The 25,506-nt window shown below is 60.1% G+C and carries 19 protein-coding genes and 2 tRNA genes; 12 read left to right on the top strand and 9 right to left on the bottom strand.

Annotated features, from left to right (window positions below):
• Positions 1-53 precede the first annotated feature (53 nt).
• The 5 genes from GR183_RS12960 (at position 54) to GR183_RS12940 (ending at position 6,352) form a co-directional block, all read left to right on the top strand.
• Positions 54-539, top strand: coding sequence for a TRAP transporter small permease (locus tag GR183_RS12960; protein ID WP_160776069.1), 486 nt, complete (start codon positions 54-56; stop codon positions 537-539).
• A complete protein-coding gene (locus GR183_RS12955; RefSeq protein ID WP_160776068.1) occupies positions 536-1,852 on the top strand; it encodes a TRAP transporter large permease in 1,317 nt (438 codons plus the stop codon). Before GR183_RS12960 ends, GR183_RS12955 begins: the two co-directional genes overlap by 4 nt.
• The gene (locus tag GR183_RS12950) at positions 1,849-3,216 is read left to right on the top strand and encodes a malonyl-CoA decarboxylase (RefSeq protein WP_160776067.1); all 1,368 of its coding nucleotides are present in this window, start codon (positions 1,849-1,851) and stop codon (positions 3,214-3,216) included. The genes GR183_RS12955 and GR183_RS12950 overlap by 4 nt, the downstream gene beginning before the upstream one ends.
• The gene (locus tag GR183_RS12945) at positions 3,213-4,727 is read left to right on the top strand and encodes a malonate--CoA ligase (protein WP_160776066.1); all 1,515 of its coding nucleotides are present in this window, start codon (positions 3,213-3,215) and stop codon (positions 4,725-4,727) included. The genes GR183_RS12950 and GR183_RS12945 overlap by 4 nt, the downstream gene beginning before the upstream one ends.
• 146 nt (positions 4,728-4,873) lie before the next feature.
• Positions 4,874-6,352: a helicase HerA domain-containing protein gene (locus GR183_RS12940; protein WP_160776065.1), complete on the top strand. Its 1,479-nt coding sequence runs from the start codon at positions 4,874-4,876 to the stop codon at positions 6,350-6,352.
• A gap of 48 nt (positions 6,353-6,400) precedes the next feature.
• Here the strand turns inward: GR183_RS12940 and GR183_RS12935 are convergent, their stop codons facing one another.
• Positions 6,401-6,631 carry a hypothetical protein gene (locus GR183_RS12935; RefSeq protein WP_160776064.1) on the bottom strand — a complete coding sequence of 77 codons (231 nt, stop codon included), beginning with the start codon at positions 6,629-6,631 and terminating at the stop codon, positions 6,401-6,403.
• 338 nt (positions 6,632-6,969) lie between these two features.
• Complete coding sequence (locus GR183_RS12930; protein ID WP_160776063.1) at positions 6,970-7,266, bottom strand: hypothetical protein; 297 nt, start codon at positions 7,264-7,266, stop codon at positions 6,970-6,972.
• 344 nt (positions 7,267-7,610) lie between these two features.
• Here GR183_RS12930 and GR183_RS12925 point away from each other — a divergent pair, with 344 nt between their 5' ends.
• On the top strand, positions 7,611-8,921 hold the full coding sequence (locus GR183_RS12925; protein ID WP_160776062.1) for a hypothetical protein: 1,311 nt from the start codon (positions 7,611-7,613) through the stop codon (positions 8,919-8,921).
• Between the two features lie 6 nt (positions 8,922-8,927).
• On the opposite strand, the gene GR183_RS12920 is transcribed toward GR183_RS12925, so the two are convergent.
• Positions 8,928-14,303, bottom strand: a complete 5,376-nt coding sequence (locus GR183_RS12920; RefSeq protein WP_160776061.1) for an AAA family ATPase — start codon at positions 14,301-14,303, stop codon at positions 8,928-8,930.
• A 113-nt stretch (positions 14,304-14,416) separates the two neighbouring features.
• On the opposite strand from GR183_RS12920, the gene GR183_RS12915 reads away from it, so the two are divergent.
• The 4 genes from GR183_RS12915 (at position 14,417) to GR183_RS12900 (ending at position 19,711) form a co-directional block, all read left to right on the top strand.
• Positions 14,417-15,244, top strand: coding sequence for a gamma-glutamylcyclotransferase family protein (locus tag GR183_RS12915; RefSeq protein WP_160776060.1), 828 nt, complete (start codon positions 14,417-14,419; stop codon positions 15,242-15,244).
• A gap of 25 nt (positions 15,245-15,269) precedes the next feature.
• Positions 15,270-15,995 (top strand): MBL fold metallo-hydrolase, encoded by a 726-nt coding sequence (locus tag GR183_RS12910; RefSeq protein WP_160776059.1) that lies wholly within the window; start codon positions 15,270-15,272, stop codon positions 15,993-15,995.
• A gap of 179 nt (positions 15,996-16,174) precedes the next feature.
• Positions 16,175-18,556: an alkaline phosphatase family protein gene (locus tag GR183_RS12905; protein ID WP_160776058.1), complete on the top strand. Its 2,382-nt coding sequence runs from the start codon at positions 16,175-16,177 to the stop codon at positions 18,554-18,556.
• A gap of 3 nt (positions 18,557-18,559) precedes the next feature.
• Positions 18,560-19,711: a hypothetical protein gene (locus GR183_RS12900; protein WP_160776057.1), complete on the top strand. Its 1,152-nt coding sequence runs from the start codon at positions 18,560-18,562 to the stop codon at positions 19,709-19,711.
• Positions 19,712-19,991: 280 nt separating this feature from the next.
• Here the strand turns inward: GR183_RS12900 and GR183_RS12895 are convergent.
• Positions 19,992-20,068, bottom strand: a tRNA-Pro gene (locus tag GR183_RS12895).
• Between the two features lie 249 nt (positions 20,069-20,317).
• On the opposite strand from GR183_RS12895, the gene GR183_RS12890 reads away from it, so the two are divergent.
• Both GR183_RS12890 and GR183_RS12885 read left to right on the top strand, forming a co-directional pair.
• Positions 20,318-20,392: transfer RNA gene (locus tag GR183_RS12890), tRNA-Gln, on the top strand.
• Positions 20,393-20,540: 148 nt separating this feature from the next.
• Positions 20,541-22,079: a phospholipase D family protein gene (locus GR183_RS12885; protein ID WP_160776056.1), complete on the top strand. Its 1,539-nt coding sequence runs from the start codon at positions 20,541-20,543 to the stop codon at positions 22,077-22,079.
• On the opposite strand, the gene GR183_RS12880 is transcribed toward GR183_RS12885, so the two are convergent.
• The 5 genes from GR183_RS12880 to GR183_RS12860 all read right to left on the bottom strand — a co-directional run bounded on the left by GR183_RS12880 (position 22,045) and on the right by GR183_RS12860 (position 25,501).
• Positions 22,045-23,145, bottom strand: a complete 1,101-nt coding sequence (locus GR183_RS12880) for a D-alanine--D-alanine ligase family protein (protein ID WP_160776055.1) — start codon at positions 23,143-23,145, stop codon at positions 22,045-22,047. The two genes, GR183_RS12885 and GR183_RS12880, sit on opposite strands and share 35 nt — an antisense overlap.
• 98 nt (positions 23,146-23,243) lie before the next feature.
• Positions 23,244-23,876: an urease accessory protein UreG gene (ureG, locus tag GR183_RS12875; RefSeq protein WP_160776054.1), complete on the bottom strand. Its 633-nt coding sequence runs from the start codon at positions 23,874-23,876 to the stop codon at positions 23,244-23,246.
• A complete protein-coding gene (locus GR183_RS12870) occupies positions 23,873-24,553 on the bottom strand; it encodes an urease accessory protein UreF (protein WP_202396079.1) in 681 nt (226 codons plus the stop codon). Before GR183_RS12870 ends, ureG begins: the two co-directional genes overlap by 4 nt.
• Positions 24,543-25,013: an urease accessory protein UreE gene (locus GR183_RS12865; RefSeq protein WP_160776053.1), complete on the bottom strand. Its 471-nt coding sequence runs from the start codon at positions 25,011-25,013 to the stop codon at positions 24,543-24,545. Before GR183_RS12865 ends, GR183_RS12870 begins: the two co-directional genes overlap by 11 nt.
• Positions 25,010-25,501 carry a GNAT family N-acetyltransferase gene (locus tag GR183_RS12860; protein WP_312846827.1) on the bottom strand — a complete coding sequence of 164 codons (492 nt, stop codon included), beginning with the start codon at positions 25,499-25,501 and terminating at the stop codon, positions 25,010-25,012. The genes GR183_RS12865 and GR183_RS12860 overlap by 4 nt, the downstream gene beginning before the upstream one ends.
• Positions 25,502-25,506: the final 5 nt, after the last annotated feature.

The raw sequence follows: 25,506 nt of genomic DNA, 5'->3' as shown, positions 1-25,506 counted from the left end.
CCCTTTTTCGCCCCGTTTGCCGGCTTCGGAAATTTCGTAGAGACAGCATCAAGATGTCACTCTATATCCGTCTGGTCACAGCGCTTTCGCGGCTTGGCGGCGTCTTCGCCATTCTGCTGACGGCGTCCGCTGCACTTGTCGTCACGCAGATGGTCTTCATGCGCTACGTGCTGAACGCCTCGACCGTCTGGCAGACCGAGTATGTGATCTATGCGCTTGTCGCCGCGACCTTCATCGGCTCGCCCTACGTGCTTCTGGAAAAGGGGCATGTGAACGTCGACCTTCTGCAGACAGGCGCTCCTGAAAACGTCAAGCGGACCATGAAGCTTCTCTCGGGCCTCGTCGGTATCGCGTTTTGCGCGCTGCTTGCCTATTCGGGGTGGATGTATTTCCACGAAGCCTGGGAGGGCGGCTGGAGGACCGAAACGGTATGGGCGATCCCGCTGTGGATCCCGCTTCTGCCGCTGCCGCTCGGGATCGGTCTTCTCGTGCTGCAATATATCGCTGAAATCATGAAGCTTTTCGGAGAAGACGCATGACGCCGCTTCTATGGGGAGGCTTCGTTCTGGTGTTCCTGATGGCGCTGCTTGCGCTTGGTACGCCTATTGCCTTTGCGCTCGGCTTCGTGTCGATCGTCGTGCTGATGATGGCCGAAGGCTCGGGCTCACTCAGCATCCTGGGCGAGACGTTCTTCGGCGGGCTTGCCTCCTTCAGCCTCGTCTCCATCCCGATGTTCATCCTGATGGGGGCGGCGGTCGCCTCCTCGCCAGCCGGCAAGGACCTTTACGAAGCGCTCGACCGCTGGCTCAACCGCGTTCCGGGCGGGCTGGTGCTCTCCAATCTCGGCGCGTGTTCCATCTTCGCAGCCCTTTCCGGCTCATCGCCCGCGACGTGCGCGGCCATCGGCAAGATGGGCATTCCGGAAATGACGAAGCGCGGCTACCCGAACGAGATCGCGGCGGGTTCCATCGCGGCCGGCGGTACGCTCGGCATTCTCATTCCGCCGTCGATCACCATGATCGTCTACGGGATTGCGACGGAAACCTCTATCGGGCGGCTTTTCCTGGCGGGCCTCCTGCCCGGCGCGATGCTGACCGCGCTCTTCATGGTCTGGACGGTCTACTCCTGCAAGCGGCAGGGCATCGGCCTAAGCGAAATCACGCGCGCCTATTCCATGCGCGAGCGCCTCAGCGCGCTTCCGCGCGTGCTGCCGTTCCTGGCGATCATCGTCGCTATCCTCTACGTGCTTTACGGCGGCATCGCCACGCCGTCCGAAGCCGCGGGCGTGGGCGCGATCATCTGTCTCCTCTTCGTCGCGGTGATCTACCGGCTCTGGAAGCCGTCGCTCTATACCGGGCTCTTTCGCGATACGCTGAAGGAGAGCGTCATGATCATGATGATCATCGGCGCATCGGAGCTTTTCTCCTTCACGCTTTCCTCGCTCTTCATCACCCAGTCGATCGCCGAATGGATCGCCAATCTCGATGTGAACCGCTGGGTCCTGATGGCGATCATCAACGTGTTCCTGCTGTTCGCAGGCTTCTTCCTGCCGCCCGTCGCGGTGATCCTGATGACGGCGCCGATCCTGCTGCCGATCATCACGCAGGCGGGCTTCGACCCCTATTGGTTCGCCGTCGTCTTCACCATCAACATGGAGATCGGGCTGATCACCCCGCCGGTGGGGCTGAACCTCTATGTGATCAACGGCATAGCGCCGAAAATAACCTTAAGTGAGATTCTCAGGGGCGCCCTGCCGTATGTCGGATGTATGGTTGTCGGTATCATATTGCTGTGCCTCGTACCGGGTATAGCGACCTGGCTTCCAGACCTCCTGATGGGACCCGGCCTATGAACACGAGTTTCTTCAACGAGATGCTGTCCTCCATCGCCGAGCAGGGGCGAAGCCTGCTCGAGCGCCGCCGCGACAGGAGCGCGAGCGGGCGCGCCGTCGGCGATATCTGCGAGGCGCTTTTGTCCGGGCGCGGCGAAGCTTCGGGCGTTGCGCTGGCGGGCGACGTGCTGGCGAGCTACCGCGCCTTGAGCGAGGAGGCGCGCACGGAGTTTTTCGAGGAGCTGTTCACGCGCTTCGGTACCGACCGCGAAGAGATCGAGCGCCTTGCGCGCGAAATCGCTCAAAACCCCGGAGACGAGAAGCTGGTGCGGCGCATGCACATGGCGTCCGAGCCGAAGCGGCAGGAACTGATCCGCCGGCTGAACCTCGCGCCGGGAGGAACGAGCGGGCTTGTCGCCATGCGCGCGGAGCTGCTCCAGCGCCTGAAGGACAAGCCGGAGCTTGACGAAGTCGACCGCGACTTCGAGCATCTCTTCTCGTCGTGGTTCAACAGGGGGTTTCTCGTCATGCGCCGGATCGACTGGTCGACGCCCGCCTCGATCCTGTCGAAGATCATCCGCTACGAGGCGGTGCATGAGATCCGCGACTGGGAGGATTTGCGCCGGCGCATCGACCTTGCCGACCGCAGGCTTTACGCCTTCTTCCATCCGGCCCTCGTCGACGATCCGCTGATCTTCGTGGAAGTGGCGCTGACGCGCGAGATACCAGCGGCGATCCCGCCGATCCTGGCCGAAGAGCGGGCGGAAATTTCGGCCGAAGAGGCGACGACGGCAACTTTCTATTCCATCTCCAACTGCCAGAAGGGCTTGCGCGGCATTTCCTTCGGCAACTTCCTGATCAAGCAGGTGGTGGAGGAGCTGCGCCGCGAACTGCCCAACCTCAAGACCTTCGTGACGCTTTCGCCGGTGCCGGGTTTCCGGACATGGCTGGCAAAGGACATGGAAAGCGAGGAGAGCGTTGCGCGCAGGGCCCTTTCCCAGGATCAGGTGGAGGCTATCGGCAATGACGCCTTCGAGCACGACGAGGAGACGCGCAACACCATCGCGGAGCCTCTGCGTGCCCTTTGCGCCCACTACCTCGTGCGCGAAAAGCGCGGAAACTCGGATCGTCCGCTCGATCCGGTCGCGCGGTTCCACCTTGGCAACGGCGCTCGGCTCGAACGCGTGAACTGGTTCGGCGATCCGTCGGCCAACGGCGTCCGCCAATCGTTTGGCGTCATGGTGAATTACCTCTATGACCTCGGCGACATCGAGAAGAATCATGAGGCCTTCGCGGCACACGGAACGGTGGCGACATCGTCGTCCGTAAGCCGTCTGCTGAAGGCCGTACCGGACAAGAAAAAGACCGTGGTGCCAGCAGCATGACGAACCATCTCCTCAACGAAATCCGCTCGCGCATATCCGATGAAGCCAGAGTATTTCTGGAAACGCCCGAGGGGCAGAAGCTGACCTACGGGCAGGCGATCGCGCGCTCGGGCCAGTTCGCCAATGCGCTGCAGGCGCTGGGCGTGGAGCCGGGCGACAGGGTGGCGGTGCAGGTGGAGAAATCGCCCGAGGCACTGCTGCTATACCTCGGCACCGTGCGGGCCGGGGCGATCTTCCTGCCGCTCAACACCGCCTATACGCCTGCCGAAATCGGCTATTTCGTGGGCGATGCGGAGCCGAAGGCGCTGGTCTGCGACCCCGCGCGCGTTGCCGCGCTTTCCGATATTGCAAGCGGCGTCGGCGCGAAGGTGGAAACGCTGGACGCAAGCGGCCACGGCAGCCTTCGCGACAAGGCGGATGCCGCTTCTTCCGCATTCGACGATGTCGCGCGCGGACCAGACGATCTTGCGGCGATCCTCTATACCTCCGGCACAACGGGACGGTCCAAGGGGGCAATGCTTTCGCACGAAAACCTTGCCTCCAATGCCAGAACGCTTGTCGACTACTGGCGCTTTAGCGAGAACGACGTCCTTTTACACGCTCTGCCGATCTTCCACACGCATGGGCTTTTCGTCGCGACCAACGTGACGCTGATGGCCGGCGGGTCGCTTCTTTTCCTGCCGAAGTTCGACCTTGGCGACGTGCTTCGCCTGTTGCCGCGCGCAACCTCGATGATGGGGGTGCCGACGTTCTATACGAGGCTTCTTTCCTCGGGCGATTTCACCAAGGATCTCGTGGCGCACATGCGGCTTTTCATTTCCGGCTCCGCGCCGCTTTCGGCCGAGGTACACAAGGAATTCAGCGAACGGACGGGCCATGCGATCCTCGAACGCTACGGCATGACCGAAACCAACATGAATACCTCCAACCCCTATGACGGCGACAGGAGGCCCGGAACGGTCGGCTTCCCGCTGCCGGGCGTGGACCTGCGCATCGCCGATCCGGAGACCGGAAAGGTGCTTGAGGACGGCGAGGTCGGCGTGATCGAGGTCAAGGGGCCGAACGTCTTCAAGGGTTACTGGCGGATGCCGGAAAAGACGGCGGAGGAATTCCGCGCCGACGGCTTCTTCATTACCGGCGACATGGGCGTCGTCGACAAGCGCGGCTACGTGTCGATCGTCGGCCGGGCGAAGGACTTGATCATCTCCGGCGGCTTCAACGTCTATCCGGCGGAAGTGGAAGCACTGATCGACGAGATCCCGGGGGTGGCCGAGAACGCGGTGATCGGCGTCGCACACCCAGATTTCGGCGAAGGCGTCGTCGCGGTGGTGGCGAGGAAACCCGGTTCGGATCTGAACGGGGATGCGGTAAGGGGCGCGCTTGCCGACAGGCTTGCCAAGTTCAAGCAGCCGAAGACCGTTTACATGGTCGACCAGCTGCCGCGCAACACCATGGGCAAGATCCAGAAGAACGTGCTGCGCGATACCTACAAGGATACCTTCGCGGGGTAGGGGCGCGGGATAGGGCCCGGAATAGGGGCGGGGGATGGGGGCGCTCGCGCCCTTGTCCACACGCGCCTTGCTCTTCGCTTTGAACCGATCCGCCGAATCGTTCAAACTCGCGGAAATCGGCGAATTCTCGAAAGCACTCCCAAACCATGACGGTGAGTATCGACATGGGCCGGACCGTCTCTGGCGAGGCGGCCGTGCTCGATCTGGAAGAGCTTCTGGCGACCCGCCTGCTTGTGCAGGGCAATTCGGGGTCCGGAAAGTCGCATCTTCTGCGCCGTCTCCTGGAGCAAAGCTCCAGCTGGGTCCAGCAGGCGGTGATCGACCCGGAAGGGGATTTCGTAACTCTTGCCGACAAGTTCGGGCAGGTCGTCATCGACGCGGCAGCGTGCGAGCGCGAGCTTGCCGTGATCGGCGCAAGGGTGCGCAAGCACCGCATTTCCGTCGTCCTCAACCTCGAAGGGCTCGACGTTGACCGCCAGATGAAGGCGGCGTCCGTCTTTTTGAACGCGCTTTTCGAGATCGAGCGCGACCACTGGTATCCGATGCTGGTCGTCGTCGACGAGGCGCAGCTTTTCGCGCCCGCAGCCTCCGGAGACGCGGGCGAGGAGGCGCGGCGCGTGGCACTGGGCGCGATGACGAACCTGATGTGCCGGGGCAGAAAACGCGGGCTGGCAGGCGTCATCGCCACGCAGCGCCTTGCCAAGCTCGCCAAGAACGTTGCGGCGGAAGCCTCCAACTTTCTGATGGGCCGTACCTTCCTCGATATCGACATGGCGCGCGCTGCCGATCTTCTGGGCATGGAGAAACGGCAGGCCGAAACCTTCCGCGATCTCGCGCGCGGGCAGTTCGTGGCGCTTGGCCCCGCGCTCTACCGACGCCCGGTGAAGCTCGTTATCGGCGATGTGGAAACGGCGGCACGCGGCGGCGGACCCAAGCTGACGCCGCTTCCCGAGACAGCGCCGGAAAACGTGGAGGACCTTCTCTTCCAGCCAGCAAGCGACGATGAACGAAGCGAGATGCAGCGAAGGCCCGCGCCCCAGGCGGCGCCCGCCGAGATACTGGAGCAGCTGAGCCGCAGGCAGCGGCAGGGCGAAGTGCGCGAAGACGGGGAGGCGGAGCCGGAGGACGCGGCGGAACAGCAAGCAGCGCTTCAGGCGGTTCTGGCGGGCCTCATGTCGGAACCGGAAGCCGCCTACCAGCCGATCGCGCAGCTTTATCAGGATTTTCAGGTGAGGCTCAGGATCGCCCGCGTCAGCGCGCCACCGCCGGATCTTTCGGAATTCCGCAGGCTTGTGACCCTGGCACGTGCCGGTGTGGGGGCAGGCGAGATCGACGAGGCCGAATGGGCGCAGGCCGAACTCATCGCCGAAAGTGTCAGCGAAGACATGCGCGGCATCTTCCTGCTGATCGCGGAAGCTGCCGCGCGGGGCGAACCTTGCCCGTCGGAGGAAGAGATCGCGCGCGCTTACGGCACGCGCTCGCTCGGGCGCGCGCGCTGGCTGCTGACGCACCTGGAAGAGCGCGGCTTCATCGTCTGCGCGAGCGATTTGCGCGGCAACCGTATCGTCACGCTGCCGGACCTTGGCTGGCAGACGTCAACCGTTGCAGGACGCGCGGCCGGCTAAGTGCGCACTAGCGGCTGCGAGTGCGCCCTCATGAGGCGATTGCGGAAATCAGTGACGGCCCTTGCCGCCCCGATCCCCGTTTCCGTGGAAGATATCCGCGCAGCGATAGGCGACCGGACATTCGTACACGTCCGCGGTCGGGGCGTAGAATGCCGTGATATTCAGCTCCGGCGTGCAGTAGGCGTGTGAACTGACGAACCGGTCATAGGTAAATTGGCCGGTCGCCATGACCACCGCACCTCTTTGCAGCACGAAATCCTGCGCCTGTGCACATGTCATCGATCGGGTATCCGGAAGAGTCTGAGCACCTGCTTGAGCCTGAGCAAGCAAGAATGCCAGAATTCCAACGGTTAGCTGGGTTGCAAAAGAACTGGGCCTATACAACATGGAAGTACCTCGCTGGTCATCCAATAATCAAACATATGAAAGCCCTTAGTAGATCGTCTCGCTATAATTACCTAACGTCAATTGTAAATTTTACGAAGTCGTATCAGGGAAAGTCCCGTCGTCAATTGTCTGAATTGTGGGCCAATGCGGCTTGTTGCAGACAGGCGCTGTCTCTTCGGATTCGACAATCATGGCCGCAAATGCCCCGCCGGCGCCAACGGGTTCCGACCTTAATGTGTCGGGCGGAAGATCTGCCTGCATTCATAAGCGACGGGGCACTGGGCCGTGTCGCGCGTCGGCGCATAAAGCGGCTTCAGAATCTCATCTCGCATGCAGAAGGCGCGTGAGGCGACGAAACGGTCGTAGGTGTATTGGCCGGTCGACATGACGACGGCGCCGCGCTGCTGAACGAAGGCCTGCGCCTGGGCACAGGTCATGGAGCGCGTGTCGGGGCGGGCCTGGGCGCGCGCTTCGGGAGATGAGAGGAGAACGGCCAGACCGGCAGCGGCAATCAGACAGCGGTGCATCGGCTCGTCTCCGAAGGCCTGTTTCGATTTGTCGTCCGTTTACGGCAAGACTACCGCGACCGGATTGGAAAATTAAGAAAATCGTTCCGTATGAAAATATCTTCCGCCGCGAAAAGGAAGTTTTGGATGAATTGGCCAAGCGCGAAGCGGGTGACAACGAATGCTGCTTCATAGGCTTGCCTGTCCTGCCGGACCTGAGAGTGCACTTGTGTCAAGATCATGTGGCGTCGAATTTATGTATTATTCCAATTGGATTGCCGTAAAGTTTTTTGATGCAATGGACCTTGGAACAAATTTCCGCATGTGAAGATCCGTTGATTTACGAAAAAAACAAGGGGCGAGTTATGGCTGAAATACGGTATCGGCTGGGCCATAAGCGAATTCTGGATGAGCTTTTTCCTCCAGCGAAACTCGCCAACAAGGACGTCGAGCTCAAGAACCAGTGCGACGTCATTGCGCATTATACGAGAAATTCGCTCATTGCCGACGGCTTTGCTTCACCAGGCGTCGCGGTCGAGGCGGATGAAAGCGGTTATTCAATCGCCATAGATACGCAGGGCGACCAGGAACGGCTTGAAAGCTTCGCCGCCCAGCATCGGCACATCTTCTCGCCCGATGCCGGGGGCAGGGCGATCGCCGGACGCGACCTGATGCGCAAGCTTGGCGTGTGGAATCCCATGGATGGCTACCATGTCAATGCCAGCCCTGCAGACGGGCTTTGCAAGTGGCACCTGTTTCCGCCGCTCGGGCTCAATGTCATCGGGCAGAAGGGCCTGCTGCTCATGCACTACCCGCCCTGGCAGGTGCTGCAGGATGCGACGTTTCTTCAAGTCATGACGATGTTCAGATGGTCGACTGTGCTTGAGGCCTCCGGCCTGGAGGCCAGCGAGATCAGCCGCTACCGCACGATCGTGGACGTTAACCCGGTTGCCGCGCCCGGTTCCGGGCAGAGCGAATATCCGAACGATTATCTGCCGATCATGATGGCGTCCGCCTTCTTCGATGGGGACGGCGACCTCGATTATATCCGGACCATGCTGGAGCTTTACCTGAACGGGCCGGAGGCGAGGGGCGAGGAATACACCTTGCCGCTCATCATCTGCGGTTCGCCGTTGTACGACCCGCAGGCACCGGGATGGTTCCGCACCGCCTATACCGACATCCTGCCGCAAAACGAAAACGGGGAGCCTCTGGTGGACGTGCTTCAGACGGGCTGTTTCAAGATACGCCCCGAAAGCAAGCGCAAAACCCCCTATATGATCGCGAACCACATGATCGCAGCCGGCGTGACGGGGCGCTGCACGAAATCGCCCGGCGAAATTCCGGACATCCGCAAATACGAAGGCCAGGATCTTGTGGCGGCTTCGTTTCTGACCTCCTATGCCAATGAACCCGATCTCGACCCGGAGGACGCGAAGCGGCGCGCATGCCGGCGCTGGTTTGGCAATGACAACGGCGATGGCCCGCCTTGCGCACCGGACGAACGCGACCGCCAGGTCATCTGCGCCCTTGCCCAAATGGATCTCTTTTTCGCCGACAAGCCGAAGCCGCATCCCGTCTACAGCTTCAAGGAAGCGATGGAGCGATGCGCGAAGGCGGGAAACGAGCCGTGCGGTTCGAAAATCGGGCCTTCCTGCGGCTGTGGGGCAGGGTAGGCAGGGTCAATCTTCCTGCGGCAAATCGCGCGTGGCCGGCCCCGGATCATCCGCCTGCTCGTCCGCGGACGCGCTCGTTTCCAGACGGCGCACGGCGTCGCGCAGCAACTCGGCCGCACGCATGCGTTCTTCGGCGGACATTTTTTTCAGATCGACGTTCAACCGGAAGTTCGGACTGTCCGTTACGATGGTGTCCGCGGGCGTTTCGAGACATTCGTAAAGGTCGATGACCTGGAAGGTGCCGACCGGGTGCGCGATGCCACGAACGGAAATATGGCCGCGCTCCTCACAGGCGATCTCGTCCTTCACGTTCGCCCAGGTTTCGTAGGAAATCAGGATTTCGCCGGGTTGCGCGGTGTGTTCGAGGCGCGAGGCCAGGTTCACCGTGCCGCCGATGATCGTGTAGTCCATCCGGCTTTCCGAACCGAAGTTACCCACGGTGCAGTACCCTGTATGGATGCCGATCCGGCAGTCGAGAGGATTTTCTATGCCTTTCGATTTCCAACCAGTGCGCAGTTCCGTCAGGCGCTTGCGCATGGCGATGGCCATTTTCACGCAGGCAAGTGCATCCTCACGGGTGCCTCTCGTTTCGGGATCACCGAAGAAAACGATGATCGCATCGCCCACGAACTTGTCGATCGTAGCGCCATAGGCGAGCGCGATTTCCGACATCTCGGTCAGATACTGGTTCAGGACCTGGGTAAGTTCTTCCGATTCAAGCCTGTCGGCCATATCGGTAAAGCCAACGATATCGGAGAAGAAAACGGTGAGGCGCTTCCTTTCGCTGGCGAGTTTCACTTCCTGCTTTCGGTCGAAAATCGAGCGGTAGACCTGCGGCGAGAGGTATTTGGCCAGTTGGTTCGACAGCTTTTCGAGCGCTACGGTCTTCTGCGAAAGCTCTTCTGTCCGTTCTTCCACTTTTCGTTCCAGATCGACATAAAGCTCCGCATTTTCGATCGAGATCGAAGCCTGTGCAGCCAGCAGTTCAACGATTTCGACGCGGTCCCGGGTAAATGCGCCCTCGATCAAATTGTTTTCCAGATAGATCGCTCCTTCGAATTTTTCGGAGCGGACAACGGGAACGCAGATTACCGATTTCGTACGGTGTTCCGCGACAAAGGGATCGGCAGCGAAGCGCTTGGAGCGTGCGGCGTCGTCAAGCACAACCGGCCGGCGGGCGCGAAGGGCATAACTGACGATCGATTCAGGGAAACCGGCGGTGGCCTTATCGGCGCCGCCGGACACCTCACGATCCGCCCGGCCCTCGACCTCGATATGCAATCGTCCGCCGCGGCGTGTCAGCAATACGCCGCGTTCGGCTCCGGCATTTTCCAGCAGGATGTGCATTACCCGCGTCCAGAGGTTTTCAAGCACGATTTCCCCGGAAATAGCGCGGGCGGCCTTCATGACCGAGGCGAGGTCCAGTGTCTCCTGTGCAACGCCGGAACCCGCATTGTTCTGCGGATCGGGTCCGGAAATGTCGGAGTTCGTGAAATTCGCGAGATCGAGCTCGGCATATTGCTCGTCCATGACCTCGACCTTGCGATAGGCGCCCCATCTGTAGAAAAGGTATCTCGCGCCCGCGATATGCGCACGCGCCGCCTCCTTGAGCCCGAGCGAGAGCAGCGTCTTTCCGGCCAGTTCGCCTATCACCGCCTCGTCGCGCTGAAATCCATATTCATGCGCGGATGCGATCGCTTGCGAATAAAGCTTCAGTGCCGCCGCGATATCGCCTGAAACCCGGGCGAGTTCTCCGGCCATCGCCCTTTCGATGTGCCGGAAATTGTCCGGACAATTCTCTGCCCAATGCTTCATCTGCCGGTGATCGGCCCGCAGGCGTTCCAGCGTTGCATTCGCACTGTCCCCAGGCATCCCGGGCAGGAGTTGCGCCAGTGCGAGAAAGGCCGCGAAGCGGTAACGCACCAACTGGGGCAGGGACATGACACTGGCGAGTTGCCGGTCCTGTATTTCTATGTGCCCGAGTGCCCCCTGCCAGTCGCCGTAAAACGTATGAATTTCGGTCTTGTAGATATGATAGTTGGCAACGCCCGTCATAAACCCGCGCTTGCGCATTCTTTCGTAGCAGGCAGCCTCGTCGAAGCCATCGGCGTTCAATGAAAAGCGGCTTTCCGTCCGGCCCAGAAAGTTCAACTGCATCTGCAGGAACAGAGAGCCGGAATCGAACGAATCCTCGTATTCGCAGTCGCGGACGATCTGAAGATATTTTCGCTGCTCCTGACTGGCGGTCTCCAGATCGAGCGTGGGATCCCAAATGATGCAGTCCTGCGCGCTATAGGCGAGGTAAAGCATATCGCCGGATTGCGTGCCCGCCTCGATGCCTTTTCGGAACCATTCGGTCATGGTCGTCCAGTGGTTGGACCAGTGATGAATGAACATCGCATAGACGTAAATTATGCGCGATTTCAGGGCGATATCGTCGAAACGTTCATTCATCGCCAGCGCCAGGCGGCCATATTCGTAACCTGTGCGAGGGTCGTTCAGCGCGCCGCACAGGAGCATGCCGTAGGTGGCGTAGGCAAAGGCGGTTTCCGGGCTGTTGCCGTGCCGCAGTGAGAGATTCACGGATTTGACGACCAGGTATTGAAAAAGGTTTCCCGCACCGGAGAGAAAGGCGGCGGGAAAGATTTCCATCAACAATCCGATCGCGATCTTGACTTCCGGGTCGCTCATTTTCGGAGCGTCGATGAGCGACGCGATCGGGCGCCCGGCGAGATTTTCCCTGACCGCCGACACCTCCCGGGACAGCGTCTCATCGTCCAGATCTATGCTAATGGCGATCCCCAGAAGATGCAGGCCCTCGATCGCGGCGCGGATCGAACCCTCCATCCGGCCCATTGTCGAATATTGCCGGGTGCGCATGGCAAGGATTTCAGCTTTTTCCAGCGAGGACCCGACGGCGGCAAGCGAGGCTTCTATTTCCGCTTCGGCGTCTTCATACCGGCCGGTCAGATAGGCGCATTGCGCGAATTCCGCCGAAAGCGCCTTGGCCAGTTCGTAATGGTCCGCCCAGGCATCGGGACCCAGCAACTCGCGGCCGACTTCAAGGTATTGAAGTGCCGCATGATAGGCCGATGCATTGTGCGCGCGGCGTGCGGCCTCAAGGTTGTATCGGGCAAGGGTTATCTGATCGGAGCGCTCCGTCACAAGGGCGCGCCCCTCATCGAGGTGACGGACGATGTCGATCAGGCATTCATCGAGTTTCTCCTCGCCGGCGTCCTTTTCAATCAGGCGTCCGATCGAAAGATGCACCGCTTGCCTGTGTTCCTCGCCAATCAGCGCGTAAGCGGCCTGCTGAATTCGGTCATGCTGGAACCGGAAGACAGGGTTCGCTCCATCTTCCTGGGCATCGTTCACATACCGGTAGGTGTCGTCGAGGGGGACGATGACATTCCGGCGCAAGGCGCTCATCAAGACATCGAGCACCGCTGCCATCGGGCGCTCATAGATCACGGAAAGCGTTCGAAGATCGAACAAGCTGCCTATGCAGGCTGCGAGCTGAAGTGCATTGCGCGTTTCATCTGGGAGCTTCTTGAGGCTTTCCAGCATGAAGTCCACAATGCTTTCGCTTATGGCCGCCTGGGCGACTTCCTCGATGTCCCATGTCCATTTGCCCCTTGCGCGGTCGAAGCGGATCAGCCTTTCTTCTTCCAACGATTTGAGAAGCTCGATGACGAAGAAGGGATTTCCTTCCGTTTTCCGGAATATCAGGCCGGAGAGCGAGGCCGCCTCTTCGGGCGTCGTCTTGAGGGCATCGGCCACGAGCTGGCCGACGGCCTCCGGTCCGAGCGGTTCGATCGCCAGTTCATGCGGGGGGCGTACTTTCGCAATCTCCTCAAGCGTAAGCAGGAGCAGGTGGCCGCTTTCCACTTCATTGGAACGGTAGGCGCCGATGATGAAGAGATGCCCGGTGTCGCGCGAAGTCGCCAGGCGCTGAAGAAGCGATAGCGTTGGGCCGTCCGCCCATTGAAGGTCATCGAGGAAAATGACGAGAGGCCGGTCGGGCCGGGCCATCATCTTGATGAAATTCAGGAATACGATCTGCAGCCTGTTTTGGGTCTCGGCTGGGGGAAGTTCGGGCACCGGCGGCTGGGGACCCGTTATCTTTTCAAGATCCGGAACGATATCGATCAGCACGCGCGCATTGGCGCCAAGTGCTGCGACTATGGCTTCACGCCAGTTTTCGAGCCGCTCCGCAGGCTCGGCGATCAACTGATCGACAAGACCCGCAAGCGCTGAAGAAATGGCGGCGTAAGGCGTGTTCCTGCCGAATTGATCGAACTTGCCCTGAACGATATAGCCGCGCGTTCTGACGAGCGGCTTGTTCATCTCCGCGACGAGCGACGACTTGCCAACCCCGGAATACCCGGAAATGAGGCAGATTTCCGTCGACCCATGCGCAACCTGTTCAAACAGCTCCAACAGCTTCGCGACCTCGGCCTCGCGACCGAATAGCACCTGGGGGATCCGGAACTGTTCGGACAGATCGTGCGCCGCGAGCGGAAAATAAACGATTGCGCCGCTGGCCTTGAGTTGCCGCCGGCATTCCTGAAGGTCCGCCAGCAACCCGTAGCTGCTCTGATACCGGTCATCCGGGCTTTTGGAGAGCAGTTTCAGCACGATGCCCGCAAGTGGCACCGGCAATTCATCCTCGCCGTGCCGGGGCGGAGGAGGAACCTTGCTGATGTGCGCGTGTATCCACTCCAGGGTTCCCGACGCCTCGAACGGCAAGCGGCCGGTGAGGAGCTCATAGAGAACGACGCCAAGCGAGTAATAGTCCGAGCGATAGTCGAGATCGCGGTTCATTCGCCCCGTCTGTTCCGGAGAAATATATGGCACGGAGCCTTCGAGGCGCTTCGAAACCTTTATGCCCTGCCGTTCACGCGTGAGCTCCGAGGCGATCTCGAAATTCAGCAGTCTCACCTCGCTTGTTTTTTCATCGAGTAGGATATTCTGAGGAGACAGGTTCTTATGAACGACGTCGCGCGCATGGACCGCCTCAAGGGCCCGCACCAGGCTGATTGCAATTTCTATCGTCTTATCGACCGGCCATGGCTTGCCGCCATGCTGCCTCATCAAATGGGACAGAGGGCGCCCGAAAGGCTTCATCAGGATGGCGGGCAGGCCGCTTGAGCCAATCTCGAGCCCGCTTACATCGATCACGCCCGCGGTGCCGCGCAATTTGTCGAGCACCTGAAATTCACGCTTGAGGCGCGCGATATCCTCGTTGCGCGGATATGGGGCGGTCAGGGATTTTATCAGCGCAACAGCGCCATCCGAACGGTTTACGCCCAGCGAAAGCGAACTGGCGAAGAATTCTTCCAGATGCTCGGCGACATCGTACCCGGCAATGACGGAATCCATCGAAGCCTCATATCGCCAGAAATAAGAAACCGATTATTGCATGCAACTCTACGGTAGTAAAAGATGAAGATGCATGGTTTTCTTAAGAAGCAGTATCTCCCGGGGGCGAAGCTTTGATCCCATATTTCGGCTATGGCTCCAATATGGATCTGGTGTCGATGCGCGCCAAGGGCGTCGAGCCCCTGCGTTCCCAGCGCGCTTCGCTGAGGGGGTGGCGCCTCCACTTCAATGTGGAGCATTTCTTCCCGCATGAAGGCGGAATGGGGAACATCGTTGCGACGGGCAACCCTTCCGACCGTGTGGAAGGAGTCCTGCATCTATGCAGGCAGAGCGATTTGCGCGCTCTCGACAAGGTGGAGGCCTATGGCATCGGGTATGACCGCAAGGAGGTTCTCGTCGAGACAGCTGACGGTCGGGCGGAGGCGCTTGCCTATGTAGGCCTCCCGGACTCCATAAATGACGGCTGCCTGCCGACACGGCGTTATCTGAATATCCTGATGCGGGGCGCCAAGGCGGCCGGCGTGGATAGCGAATATCTGGAAAACCTGGCCGGCCTGGAGGTTCTGCCGCCGCCTGGCCTGCCCATGTGGCGCCCACCACGACAGGGAGCGCCGAATTTTTCGGAGAAGGATCTGGCTTCCCGCCCGAAGATGACTGCACTGGCTGGCGCGGTTTTCGACATGAGTTCCTGCCGCCCGCGACACCGCATCCTCTGGGACTGGTTCGGCGGTAGGGATGTCACGCTTTTTCACCTCAGGCGTCTCGACACGTCGGACGGTTCGGAAACACTGGATGACGTGGCCGCCGGCAGGCTCACGCAATGGCAACGGCAGTACCTTACGGATTACCTGCATGCATTTTCACAGGAATACGAATATGTCGGCAATTTACTACGTAATGATGCCGCTTCTTGCGATAAAGGGCGTGAAGTGACAAGCTGAGCCCGGCAGACGAGGGAGTTTATCGATGTCGCATGTTGATAGCCGTCATGCTCCTGCTCTGCCGCATGGTCCCATTGTTGAGGTTCTGCCGGACATATTCTTCGTCAAAGGTAGCCGGCAATGGCATTTCCAGGATTTTCACTGGCAATTCAGCCGCAATATGACCGTGGTTCGCGACGGTCGGCAGCTCACGCTTTTCAACGCCGTCCGTCTTGACGACGAGGGCCTTGCGGCGCTCGACGCCCTGGGCGATGTGGCGAATGTCGTCCAGGTGGGAGGACTGCACGGCCTGGACGACGCCTTCTACCGCGACCGCTATTCCGCAAGCTACTGGGCCCAGCCGGGCGCCGGGCAGGAAGGCGTTCCGGCGGATCGGCAATTGGTGGAAGGCGGCGACCTTCCGGTAGCCGATGCCTCGCTGTTCGTCTTCAAGACGACCAGGGTTCCGGAAGCGATCGTGCATCTCCAACGGCACGACGGAGTGCTGATCGCCTGCGATGCATTGCAAAACTACCTTGCGCCGGACGAGTTCTTCAGCGGCGAGACGGCCGAACTCATGACGAAAATGGGCTTTTTCACCCGTGCGAACGTCGGGCCTGTGTGGCTTCAGGCCGCCGAGCCGGGCGCGGATGATTTCGCAAGGCTGAAGGAGCTTCCCTTCCGCCATGTCTTCTGCGGCCATGGCGAGCCGCTGATCGATACGGCAAGGGAAGAATATGCGGCGACGTTCGGCAGGATCTTCGGCGTTTGAATTAGGGTCTGGACCCCGGGCCTTCGGTATCGGCCGCGCGCCTTTCGCGCAAACTGCCTCTGGTGCACGACAATTATCTCTGCGGCACGCTATCGCTGGAGAATGAGAAACAGGCTGCAACGGCATGCCCCCAGGCACCTGTTTTCGACCCGCTGACCACAACAAGGAGGATGATGTCGATGAGCCCGCAATCCGCCGATTTCGTAGTAAGCCGGAAACCCGGCACAGAAACCTTCGGGCTCTGGCGCATCGATCCGGATGCGGGACATCTGCTGGAGGAAGTCGAAATCGATGCCGATCAGAAGTTCGGCGACGGTCATCGCATTACGCCTGTCGGCAACTACATCCTCGAATGGGGGCCGAGCGCGGATGTCGCGAACACGCTGGTCTACAAGCTTTGGGAATTCGATCCGACAAGCAAAACGCCGCTCGGCGACAGGCCGGTGAGCGCCTGGTACTGGAGCGCCCAGAAATTCACGCGCGGGCGCCTCGACTTCGGCCATTTCGGCGATCGCTACAAGCGGCATCTGGACGCCAATGTCATGCAATTCGTACCCTTCGGCAGCTTCGTTCTGGCGTGGATCCCCAACCCCGGCCGAGGCACTTTCCGGCTATGGAACTTCGATCCGAAGAGCCCCGATCCCTTGCCCGAGCCTGTGTGCCCGGAAAGCTCGTTCGGGTTGATCGAACTGGGGCACAGGCTGATCCCCTTGCGTGACTACGTTATCGACTGGGCCCCGGCGACCGGTGCCTACGCGCTGTGGAGCTTCGACCCCCAGGGCAAGCAGCCCCTGAAGCAGCCCATCCTTCAAAAAGGGATCTGGAAGGATATCGGCGAGGGCCACGATCTCGTTCCGGTCGGCGACAAGGTTCTGGAATGGGAGCAGGCAAGCCGAAAATACCGGCTGTGGCAATTCGATCCGGACTCGCCGAATCCGTTGGGTGACCGCCCGATCGCTTCAGGGACATTGCCTGAAGCGATTACCGGGGAAACCGTGCTGACCGGATTCCAGCCACGTCACAAGGCGAGTACGCAAGTTGCGGCAATACCAGGCTCGCTCGACTACATGCGTTCCAAGATAAAGCACGTCGTCTACTACATGGTCGAAAACCGGTCGTTCGATCATATCTGCGGCTGGCTATACAGCAAGAACGACAAGCCGGCCCATATCATCGGCCGCAACAAGCAGCCGTTCATGGGGGCGAGCGAGGAATTCTCCAACGTCAACGACAAGGGCGAGCCGGTTCACCTGTCGCTATACAAACACGGCCAGCTCGGCGACGACTTCAATCTCGAGCTTTTGCCCGAAGATCCGTATCACGAGAACTCCGACGTGATGCGTCAGATGTTTTTCGAGAATATGGAAGGCTACGAGAAAGGCGAAACGCCAAACATGGGCGGCTTCGTCGTCAACAATGGCTATCCGGAGGTCATGCAGACCTATACGCCCACCCAGGTTCCGGTGCTGAACGGGTTGGCCAAGCATTTCGCCATTTCCGACGAATGGTTCTGCTCCATGCCGGGAGGTACGGACGTCAACCGCGCCTTTTCAGTCGGCGGATCTTCGCTCGGCATGCTCAACAATTTCCAGAACGGGGCGGAATACAAGAACTGGGCGTCATCAACGCACCGTCCGTCGATCTGGAAGGTGCTCTGGTCGAACGGAATAACCGACTGGAAAATCTACAATTCAACGGAGTGGATGGACTTCGTCTTCACCTATCACCTGTTCCTGCGCGGGCAGATCCCGACGGTCGATGCCGAGGTCGACGCGGCCCGAAAAGCGGGAACGACGTCCGAATACGTGGCGCCGCTCGCCCGCTTCAAGGAAGATGCCCGCACGGGCAACCTGCCGGCCTTCAGCTTCCTGGAGCCGGTATGGATCGCAAAGACGGGCACGACCTCCTATCACCCCGGCGCGGATCTCGTGCCCGGCGAAAGGACCCTCAACGACATCTACGAGGCGTTGAAGGCCGGGCCCCACTGGAACGAAACCCTGCTGGTCATCACCTTCGACGAGCACGGGGGAATTTTCGATCACGTTCCGCCGCCAAGAGCCAGGAACCCCTGGCCGAACGATGTGAACGACGGCTTCCATTTCGATATCATGGGGGTCAGGGTCCCAACCATCCTCGTCTCGCCCATGATCGAGGAAAAGACGCTGTTTCGCAGCGAGACGGATACCGCGTTCTGCGCCACATCCTTTCTGGCGACGCTGCTTCACTGGTTCGGCATTCCCAAGGCCCGATGGGGCCTGGGCGAACGAACGCATCATGCCCCGACATTCGAAAGCGCGATCAGGGCCGTCGCGGCGCGCAGCAGTTCGCCGAGCTTCACGCCGCCCTACGACAAGGACCATCCGGCGAACGGAGAGATGCCGCGTACGACCGGTGTGCACGACCTGCACCGGTCGGTGGCGCGCCGCCTTATCGAAACGGCCGGCCGCGGACATCTGGCCGACCGCGACCTGCAAATGACCGCGAGCGCCATTTCCGAAGGGGCGCAGACCCTGGAGGAACTTTACGACAACCTGCGGCGGTTCATGAGAAAGGTGGCGTAGATCATGACGGATGCAAAGAAAGCCCCTCCGGAAGCGGCTTCCGATCTCGCGCCGGGAGAAGCGGGGTGGATGTATCCGCCCATGGCGGCGGACGTGCGCGAGGTACTCGATTACATCGGCCCTTGCCGGGACGGGCGCTGTCCCGTTCCGAAGCTTCACCCCTACTACCATGCCGAAGTGCTGGTGCCGCCCGGCGAACCCCAGGCGGCGCGCGTGCCCTGCATGCCTGTTGTTCCGGTGCAGACGGACGTCGGCGGCCTGATGGTCATCGGCGACTATCCGACAGCGCGTTTCACGGCGCGGGGGAAGGGAAATACGCCCATCGGTTTTGACGAGGGCGATGGCGGGCCCGACGGCAACCAGTTCTTCGTTCCGATCGCGGACATATGGGCGCCCATGCAGGATGCGTCCTATTTCGACGGCTACAAGGTACGCGCCGTCGCATCGGGCACATATTTCGCGCGCCACTACATGGATCCTGCCGGTCTTGGGCCTCAGACATCCGTCTGGATGACCAATCTGATCAAATGCTATCTCTTTCACCAGCAAAACGTGGACGCGTACCGGGCTCTTGGCTGGACGGACATTCAGGTGGAAGAGTCCTACACCAAGGTCTATTCCGCTGCCGATGTGTGCTGGAAGCGCAATCTCGTGCGCGAGATTGACGTCGCCAGGCCCAAGCTGGTGATAACCGTCGGCGAGTGGGTCACCACCGTTACCCAGGGCCTGCCACAGGACCTGGACGGACCGGGGCGGGACAGGGCGAAGAAAGCCTATATGGCCCTGCAAGGCGTTCCGTTGAGGGCGGGCGTCGAAGCGGAACAGGAAAAGACGCTCGGCTGCCCACGGATCGAGCCTTTCTTCGGTCTGGACATGATGCATCTTCTCCACCCTGAAAGGGTGATGATCGCACAAACCACTCTGCAGACCTGCGATTGGACGACTTATGAAAGCGATGACGATTATCGCGCGAAGGTCGATGATGCGGGAACTTCATTGGAGTCGCACCTGACATCGATGAAGAACCTGAATGCATTTCTGTCGGAAGTCGGCCTGGTGGAGAAGGGAGCAAGCCCGCCACCCGACAAGGCCTTGGCAAACCTCGTAGCTATCTGGAAAGCGCATGGCGGGACAACGCTCGACCTGAACGGATAATCCGCCAATATTGCCTTGGGCGTTTCCAAGGAACGCGGACATCGGAGACAGCTTGATCAAATACCGGTCATTCGACTGGAAACGGCAGGCTCCGGATTCGGGGTACTGCCCGCCAATGCGAATGCTATCGAGGGAGATTTTTTGCCGCGCTTGAAGACCTTAATCCAGAAAATTCGGCGAACTGCCTGGATCGACTGCCCGTTCCATGATCGAAACGATGTGGAATTGGTGTGCAAGCCAGAACAGGGAAGTGGAAATTAGATAAGCAAATTGATTTTAATGGTCGGAGTGGCAGGATTCGAACCTGCGACCCCCTCGTCCCGAACGAGGTGCGCTACCAGGCTGCGCTACACTCCGACATTGGCGCCACGGGGCTTGATTTCATGGCAATCCATGAAGCTTCCGCTCGCGTCGTGAGGCGGTCTAATATCACCCGCCATTCACCTTAGCAACCCTGCCCGTCATGCTTTTTTCGCGCGGTTGTGGATGACGATCACACTCGTTACGTCGAAGCGGACGGAGAGGTTGTGGATCGTCGAAGGCGACGCACTGACGGCCCACTTGCATGGGCGCGGGCCGCTCGCTATACAGGCGTTCATTCCGCGATGGGGCGTAGCCAAGCGGTAAGGCACCGGTTTTTGGTACCGGCATGCGCAGGTTCGAATCCTGCCGCCCCAGCCATCCGGCAAGCAATTATCGGCTAAGCATACTTGTCCCGGTGTCTTCGGATCGATCTTTCCGAAATTAGCGCGCCTGCTCATAGAGTTTTTGCGGCTTTGGTTTTTCGAAAGTAAGGTGTCTTGATCTAGACACTTCACAGATCCGGGCCATGCGCAAAACCTTACTCGCCGCCGTAGCCGGCATTTGCTCCTTGACGGTGTTCCTCGCTGCCTGTGCAACGAGCAATTTCGATTATCCGCGAACGGAGACGTCGGCTTTTTCTTCCTATGGCGAAACGTATCTGGGGCGGCTTTTCCGGGCAGAGGAACGGAACAACCCCGGAAAGTCAGGCACGACCCTTGTGATCGCGGGGCGGAACGCCTTCACCGCAAGGGTCGCGATGTCCGAACTGGCTGAGCGCAGCCTGGATCTTCAATATTACATCTGGGATGCGGATCAGAGCGGGCGTCTGCTGGCGCAGGAGCTTCTCGATAGCGCGGATCGCGGCGTTCGCGTGCGCCTGCTGGTCGACGATATCAGCGCCTACGGCCGCGACGACGCCGTGGCGGCGCTGGACGCCCACCCGAATATCGAGATCCGTTTGTTCAATCCGTTTGCCAATCGCGGCGTCAGGGCGTTCGAATTCCTTGGCGATTTCGAGCGCCTCAATCATCGCATGCATAACAAGTTGATGATTGCCGACAATGCGCTGGCTTTGCTCGGCGGGCGGAATATCGGCGATCATTATTTCGACGTTTCGGAAGAGGCGAATTACAGGGATCTGGATATTGCCGCCGCCGGTCCGGTCGTTCGCGATGCATCCGCGGTTTTCGATTATTTCTGGAATAGCGAATGGTCGATCCCGATCGCTGCTCTGGTCGATCGTCCCTTCAGCGAGGAAGATCTGAAAACCGCCCGGCAAACGTTGGCCGAGACCATCGATACGGAAGGATATCCTCATCCTGTCAACGAAGAATCTGCGGTATGGCGGCGAAGCATCGGTGATATAGCGAAGCGTTTTGTATGGGCGCCGACATATGTGGTCTGGGATGATCCAGCCGATTTCGCCGCGCGCGAGGAGCACGGCAAGATCATAAAGGCCCTGGCTGGAAAGCTTCAGACGGTCGACAAGGAACTTCTTATGGAGAACGCCTATTTCGTCCCCCGGGAGCGCGGGACGGAAGCATTGGCGCAATTGAGCGAACGCGGCGTGAAGGTTCGCATTCTCACCAACTCGCTTAGTTCGAATGATGTTGTCGCGGTTCATGCCGGCTATTCGAAATACCGAAAGCCACTTCTTCAGGCGGGGGTGGAGCTTTTTGAGGTGCGGGCTGATTCTGCAAAGGTTCAGCAGACGTTGCTGTCAGGCGAGTCGAAAGCGGCGCTGCATACGAAGGCTACCGTTTTCGACGGAGAGTCTGTTTTCATAGGAAGTTTCAATCTCGATCCGCGATCGGCCAACCTGAATACCGAAATCGGGCTTTATGTGGAAAGTCCCAAACTGGCGCGGCAACTGACGGCCTTCATGAACGAAGGCGTTACACCGGGAAACAGCTATCGGCTCGAACTGGATGAAGACGGAAATATCGTCTGGACGACGGAGATAGATGGACAAGTCGCGCAGTTTACCAATGACCCGAATACCAGCTTCGGGCAACGTGCGTTGACGGGCTTCATCGGGGTTCTGCCGGTCGAGGGACAACTATAGTTTTTTCCGCCCGCGCAAGGCCGAATTCGATCAGGTGATCGAGGATTTCCGGATAGGAAACCCCGCTCGCGGCGAAGGCCCTTGCGTACATGCTGATGTCGGTAAAGCCCGGGATCGTGTTGACCTCGTTGACGACGAAGCTCATATCCGGCCGCACGAAGAAATCGACACGGGCCATGCCGTCGCACTCAAGAGCCGTGAAGGCCGAGAGTGCGGCAGACTGGAGCCTTTCTGTCACTTCACCTGGAAGATCGGCCGGCGCATTCAGGATTGCGCCTTTTGCATCAACGTATTTTGCCTCGTAGGTGTAGAAACGATGCGTATCGGCGGGAGCGATCTCGCCAGGAAGCGAGACAAGGACAGACCCGTCGGGCTTTTCGAGAACGCCGAATTCGATCTCCCGGCCCTGGACGAACTCTTCTGCAAGTACTTTTCTGTCGCAACGGAATGCCTCCGCCAGTGCGTTTTTGAACTCTTCCGCCGTGCTTGCCTTGGCAACGCCGACGGATGAGCCCTGCCGCGCGGGCTTAAGAAACACGGGCGTCCCGAGTGCTCCGGCAATCTCTTCGAACGACGGTTTCTCGCCGGATCGGATCGTAACCGACCTTGCCACCGGCAATCCCGCCTCGCGCAAGAGTCGCTTGGCGATATCCTTGTCGATCGCGCATGCCGAACCCGCAAGACCGCAACCGGCGAGGGGAACGCCGGCGACTTCCGCAGCACCTTGTATCGTACCGTCCTCACCATGAAGGCCATGCAGGACCGGGAAAAGGATATCGATCGGCGGCACCTCGCTTGGCGTTCCACCGCGAGGAACCAGAAGGGTCCTTCCGTTTCCACCGGGAAGCAGGCACATTTCGTCGCCGTCTTCGGGGGATTTTTCGGGAAATTTCCGGGCGTCGAAACCCACCGGAATCCAGCGACCGGAACGGGTTACCGCGATCGGCACGACCTCGTATTTCGAAGGATCAAGGCTTGCGACAACATTGCGGGCCGAAAGGAGCGATACCTCGTGCTCATGCGAGCGTCCGCCGAATAGAACCGCTACCCTCAACCTTTTCGCCATCACCCGTCCCCGAATCGTCGCGCATCAGAATCCTGCGGCGACGATAGCCCGCGCGGTGAGGGCAGGGCTACTGGTGAAGGAAAATCGGTGCGGTGCCATCAATTCGCCGGTTCATGCGCGACGAGGCCACCGTGCCGGACGATGAAGTCGATTATCTCACCGACGCGTTCGCCGCGCTTCAGGTCGGTGAAGATGAATTGCCCGCCTTTGCGGGATGCTTCGGCGTCCTGCGCCATCGCCTCAAGATCGACGCCGACATGAGGCGCAAGATCCGCCTTGTTGATGATGAGAAGATCGGACCTTGTGATGCCCGGCCCCCCTTTTCGCGGAATATCCTCGCCCTGACAGACGCTGATCACGTAAATCGACAGGTCCGCCAGTTCCGGGGAGAAAGTCGCAGCGAGATTGTCGCCCCCGGATTCGATGAAGACCATGTCGAGATCGGGGTGGCGGCGGGTGAGATCGGCGATTGCGGCCAGGTTGATGGAAGCATCCTCGCGGATCGCGGTATGTGGGCAGCCGCCGGTTTCCACGCCGATGATACGGTCTTCCGAAAGCGCCTGATGGCGGGCAAGGTAAAGGGCGTCTTCTCGGGTGTAGATGTCGTTGGTGACGACGCCGAGCGAGAACCGGCCGCGCATCGCCTCGCAAAGGCGCTGGGTGAGGGTGGTCTTGCCGGAGCCGACCGGGCCGCCGATGCCGACGCGAAGGGGGCCATGCTGCGAAGTCATGAGCGGAAGAGCCTCGTATCCTGCGTTTCGTGGTTCATTGATGCGATTTCCATGGAAAGACAAGCCGTTGAGAGCATATCGAGCGGTGTATCGACTGCGCGGTTCCTGGTTTTGTGCAGCTCGGCCTCAAGCGCGGCGATAATGCATTGCCCTTCCGTCTGGCCAAGCGGCACGAGGCGGATCGCCGCCGAGACGAGAGTGGAAACGGCAGCATGAAGCCACGCGTCGAGTGCTGCTTCGCAAGCCACCCAGTGCCCGGCGGCGGCACTTGCCACGGCGACCGGATAGGCGATTTCCCGCTTCAATCCGGAAAGAAAGGCCAAAAGCTCGCAGTTCCATGCCTTCGAGGTGACTTCCATAAAGGCGCGGCCCTGGGCGAGCGTTTCGAGGCGCAACTCGCGCGTTGGCTGAAAGGCGCGGGCGAAGGTGTTGATCTCGAGAAGCGCATCCCGGTCGCCGGCTATCGATGCTTCATGGCTGCGGGCGAAGATCACTGCGTCGCTCCAGAGCGCGCCGAACTCCAGTCCGTCGAGAAGCCAGCACCTGACGGCGTCCGCGTTCCGTACGCCACCGTCGGCAATCGCGCTTTCCAGCCCCTGGCTGTAGGCGAAGGCGCCGACGGGATAGGACGGCGAGAGCCAGGTGAGCAGGCGGTAGAGAGCGGCGTCAGTGGTCATGGCCGTGCCCGTGGTGATGGGAGTGGCCGTGACCATGACCGCCGGCATAGGCACCGCCTTCCGGGTCGAACGGTTCGACGACTTCCGCCGTTGTCGCGCCAAGCTTTTCAAGCATGTCGGCGATCACATGGTCGCGGCGGATCAGGATGCGGTTTTCCTCGATCTGCGCTTCCAGGTGCCGGTTGCCGAGGTGCCAGGCAAGCTGCAGGAGGTGCAAGGGAGATGAACCGCGCACCTCCAGAAGCGGCTCGGGAACGGCGCGTACCTCGATGATGCGTCCGTCATCGAGCTTCAAACCGTCGCCATGACGAAGCAGCGTCGCCTCCGGTAGATCGAGCAGGAATTCGATGCCATTGTCGGATGTCATTGCGATGCGGCGGCGAAATCGGGCATGTTCATCGAGCGTAATCGTGTCATCGGTTTGATGAACATGGCTGATGATGGCTGTCGCGCGGATCATGCCGTGGTCTCCGCCGCAAGGGAGCGACGCATGGTTATGCTTGTCGGTCGATCGAAACCTTCATGCGCCGTCTCGCCCACGATATCGAAGCCCAGTTTCGCGAACGCCGCGTGGTTTTCGGTCAACTCGATGCGGGTCTGCAGTTCGATCGCGTCAAGGCCACGTTCGCGCGCCAGTTTCTCTGCAAGAGCAAACAACCGGCGCGTGATACCCCGGCCGCGCCTGGAGGCATCTACCGCGACCTTGCCAATGTAGGCTGACGCTGGATCGAAACGCAGAAATGCGCAGCCGACGACTTGAGGTCCATCCATCGCCAGCAGAAGCTTTTCGTCACGGGCCTTCGCGGCAATGTCTTCCACGCTCATCGCGAGGAGGGAAGAGGGTGGGTCGATGCGTTCTGCCATATAGGCAAAGTTTTCCATAAGGAGGCGATATACATCCTCCCAACGGTTGAATGATGCATTGGCAATTTGAATATCAATTGGCACTTCAC

This window comes from Stappia sediminis, assembly GCF_009826895.1.
Lineage (GTDB): Bacteria > Pseudomonadota > Alphaproteobacteria > Rhizobiales > Stappiaceae > Hongsoonwoonella > Hongsoonwoonella sediminis.
This window is presented reverse-complemented; position numbering and strand designations above follow the sequence as displayed.

Coding starts and splice junctions, on each gene's coding strand:
- GR183_RS12960 (WP_160776069.1), top strand. CDS start 54: ATGTCACTCTATATCCGTCTGGTCACAGCGCTTTCGCGGCTTGGCGGC.
- GR183_RS12955 (WP_160776068.1), top strand. CDS start 536: ATGACGCCGCTTCTATGGGGAGGCTTCGTTCTGGTGTTCCTGATGGCG.
- GR183_RS12950 (WP_160776067.1), top strand. CDS start 1,849: ATGAACACGAGTTTCTTCAACGAGATGCTGTCCTCCATCGCCGAGCAG.
- GR183_RS12945 (WP_160776066.1), top strand. CDS start 3,213: ATGACGAACCATCTCCTCAACGAAATCCGCTCGCGCATATCCGATGAA.
- GR183_RS12940 (WP_160776065.1), top strand. CDS start 4,874: ATGACGGTGAGTATCGACATGGGCCGGACCGTCTCTGGCGAGGCGGCC.
- GR183_RS12935 (WP_160776064.1), bottom strand. CDS start 6,631: ATGACATGTGCACAGGCGCAGGATTTCGTGCTGCAAAGAGGTGCGGTG.
- GR183_RS12930 (WP_160776063.1), bottom strand. CDS start 7,266: ATGCACCGCTGTCTGATTGCCGCTGCCGGTCTGGCCGTTCTCCTCTCA.
- GR183_RS12925 (WP_160776062.1), top strand. CDS start 7,611: ATGGCTGAAATACGGTATCGGCTGGGCCATAAGCGAATTCTGGATGAG.
- GR183_RS12920 (WP_160776061.1), bottom strand. CDS start 14,303: ATGGATTCCGTCATTGCCGGGTACGATGTCGCCGAGCATCTGGAAGAA.
- GR183_RS12910 (WP_160776059.1), top strand. CDS start 15,270: ATGTCGCATGTTGATAGCCGTCATGCTCCTGCTCTGCCGCATGGTCCC.
- GR183_RS12905 (WP_160776058.1), top strand. CDS start 16,175: ATGAGCCCGCAATCCGCCGATTTCGTAGTAAGCCGGAAACCCGGCACA.
- GR183_RS12900 (WP_160776057.1), top strand. CDS start 18,560: ATGACGGATGCAAAGAAAGCCCCTCCGGAAGCGGCTTCCGATCTCGCG.
- GR183_RS12885 (WP_160776056.1), top strand. CDS start 20,541: ATGCGCAAAACCTTACTCGCCGCCGTAGCCGGCATTTGCTCCTTGACG.
- GR183_RS12880 (WP_160776055.1), bottom strand. CDS start 23,145: ATGGCGAAAAGGTTGAGGGTAGCGGTTCTATTCGGCGGACGCTCGCAT.
- ureG (WP_160776054.1), bottom strand. CDS start 23,876: ATGACTTCGCAGCATGGCCCCCTTCGCGTCGGCATCGGCGGCCCGGTC.
- GR183_RS12870 (WP_202396079.1), bottom strand. CDS start 24,553: ATGACCACTGACGCCGCTCTCTACCGCCTGCTCACCTGGCTCTCGCCG.
- GR183_RS12865 (WP_160776053.1), bottom strand. CDS start 25,013: ATGATCCGCGCGACAGCCATCATCAGCCATGTTCATCAAACCGATGAC.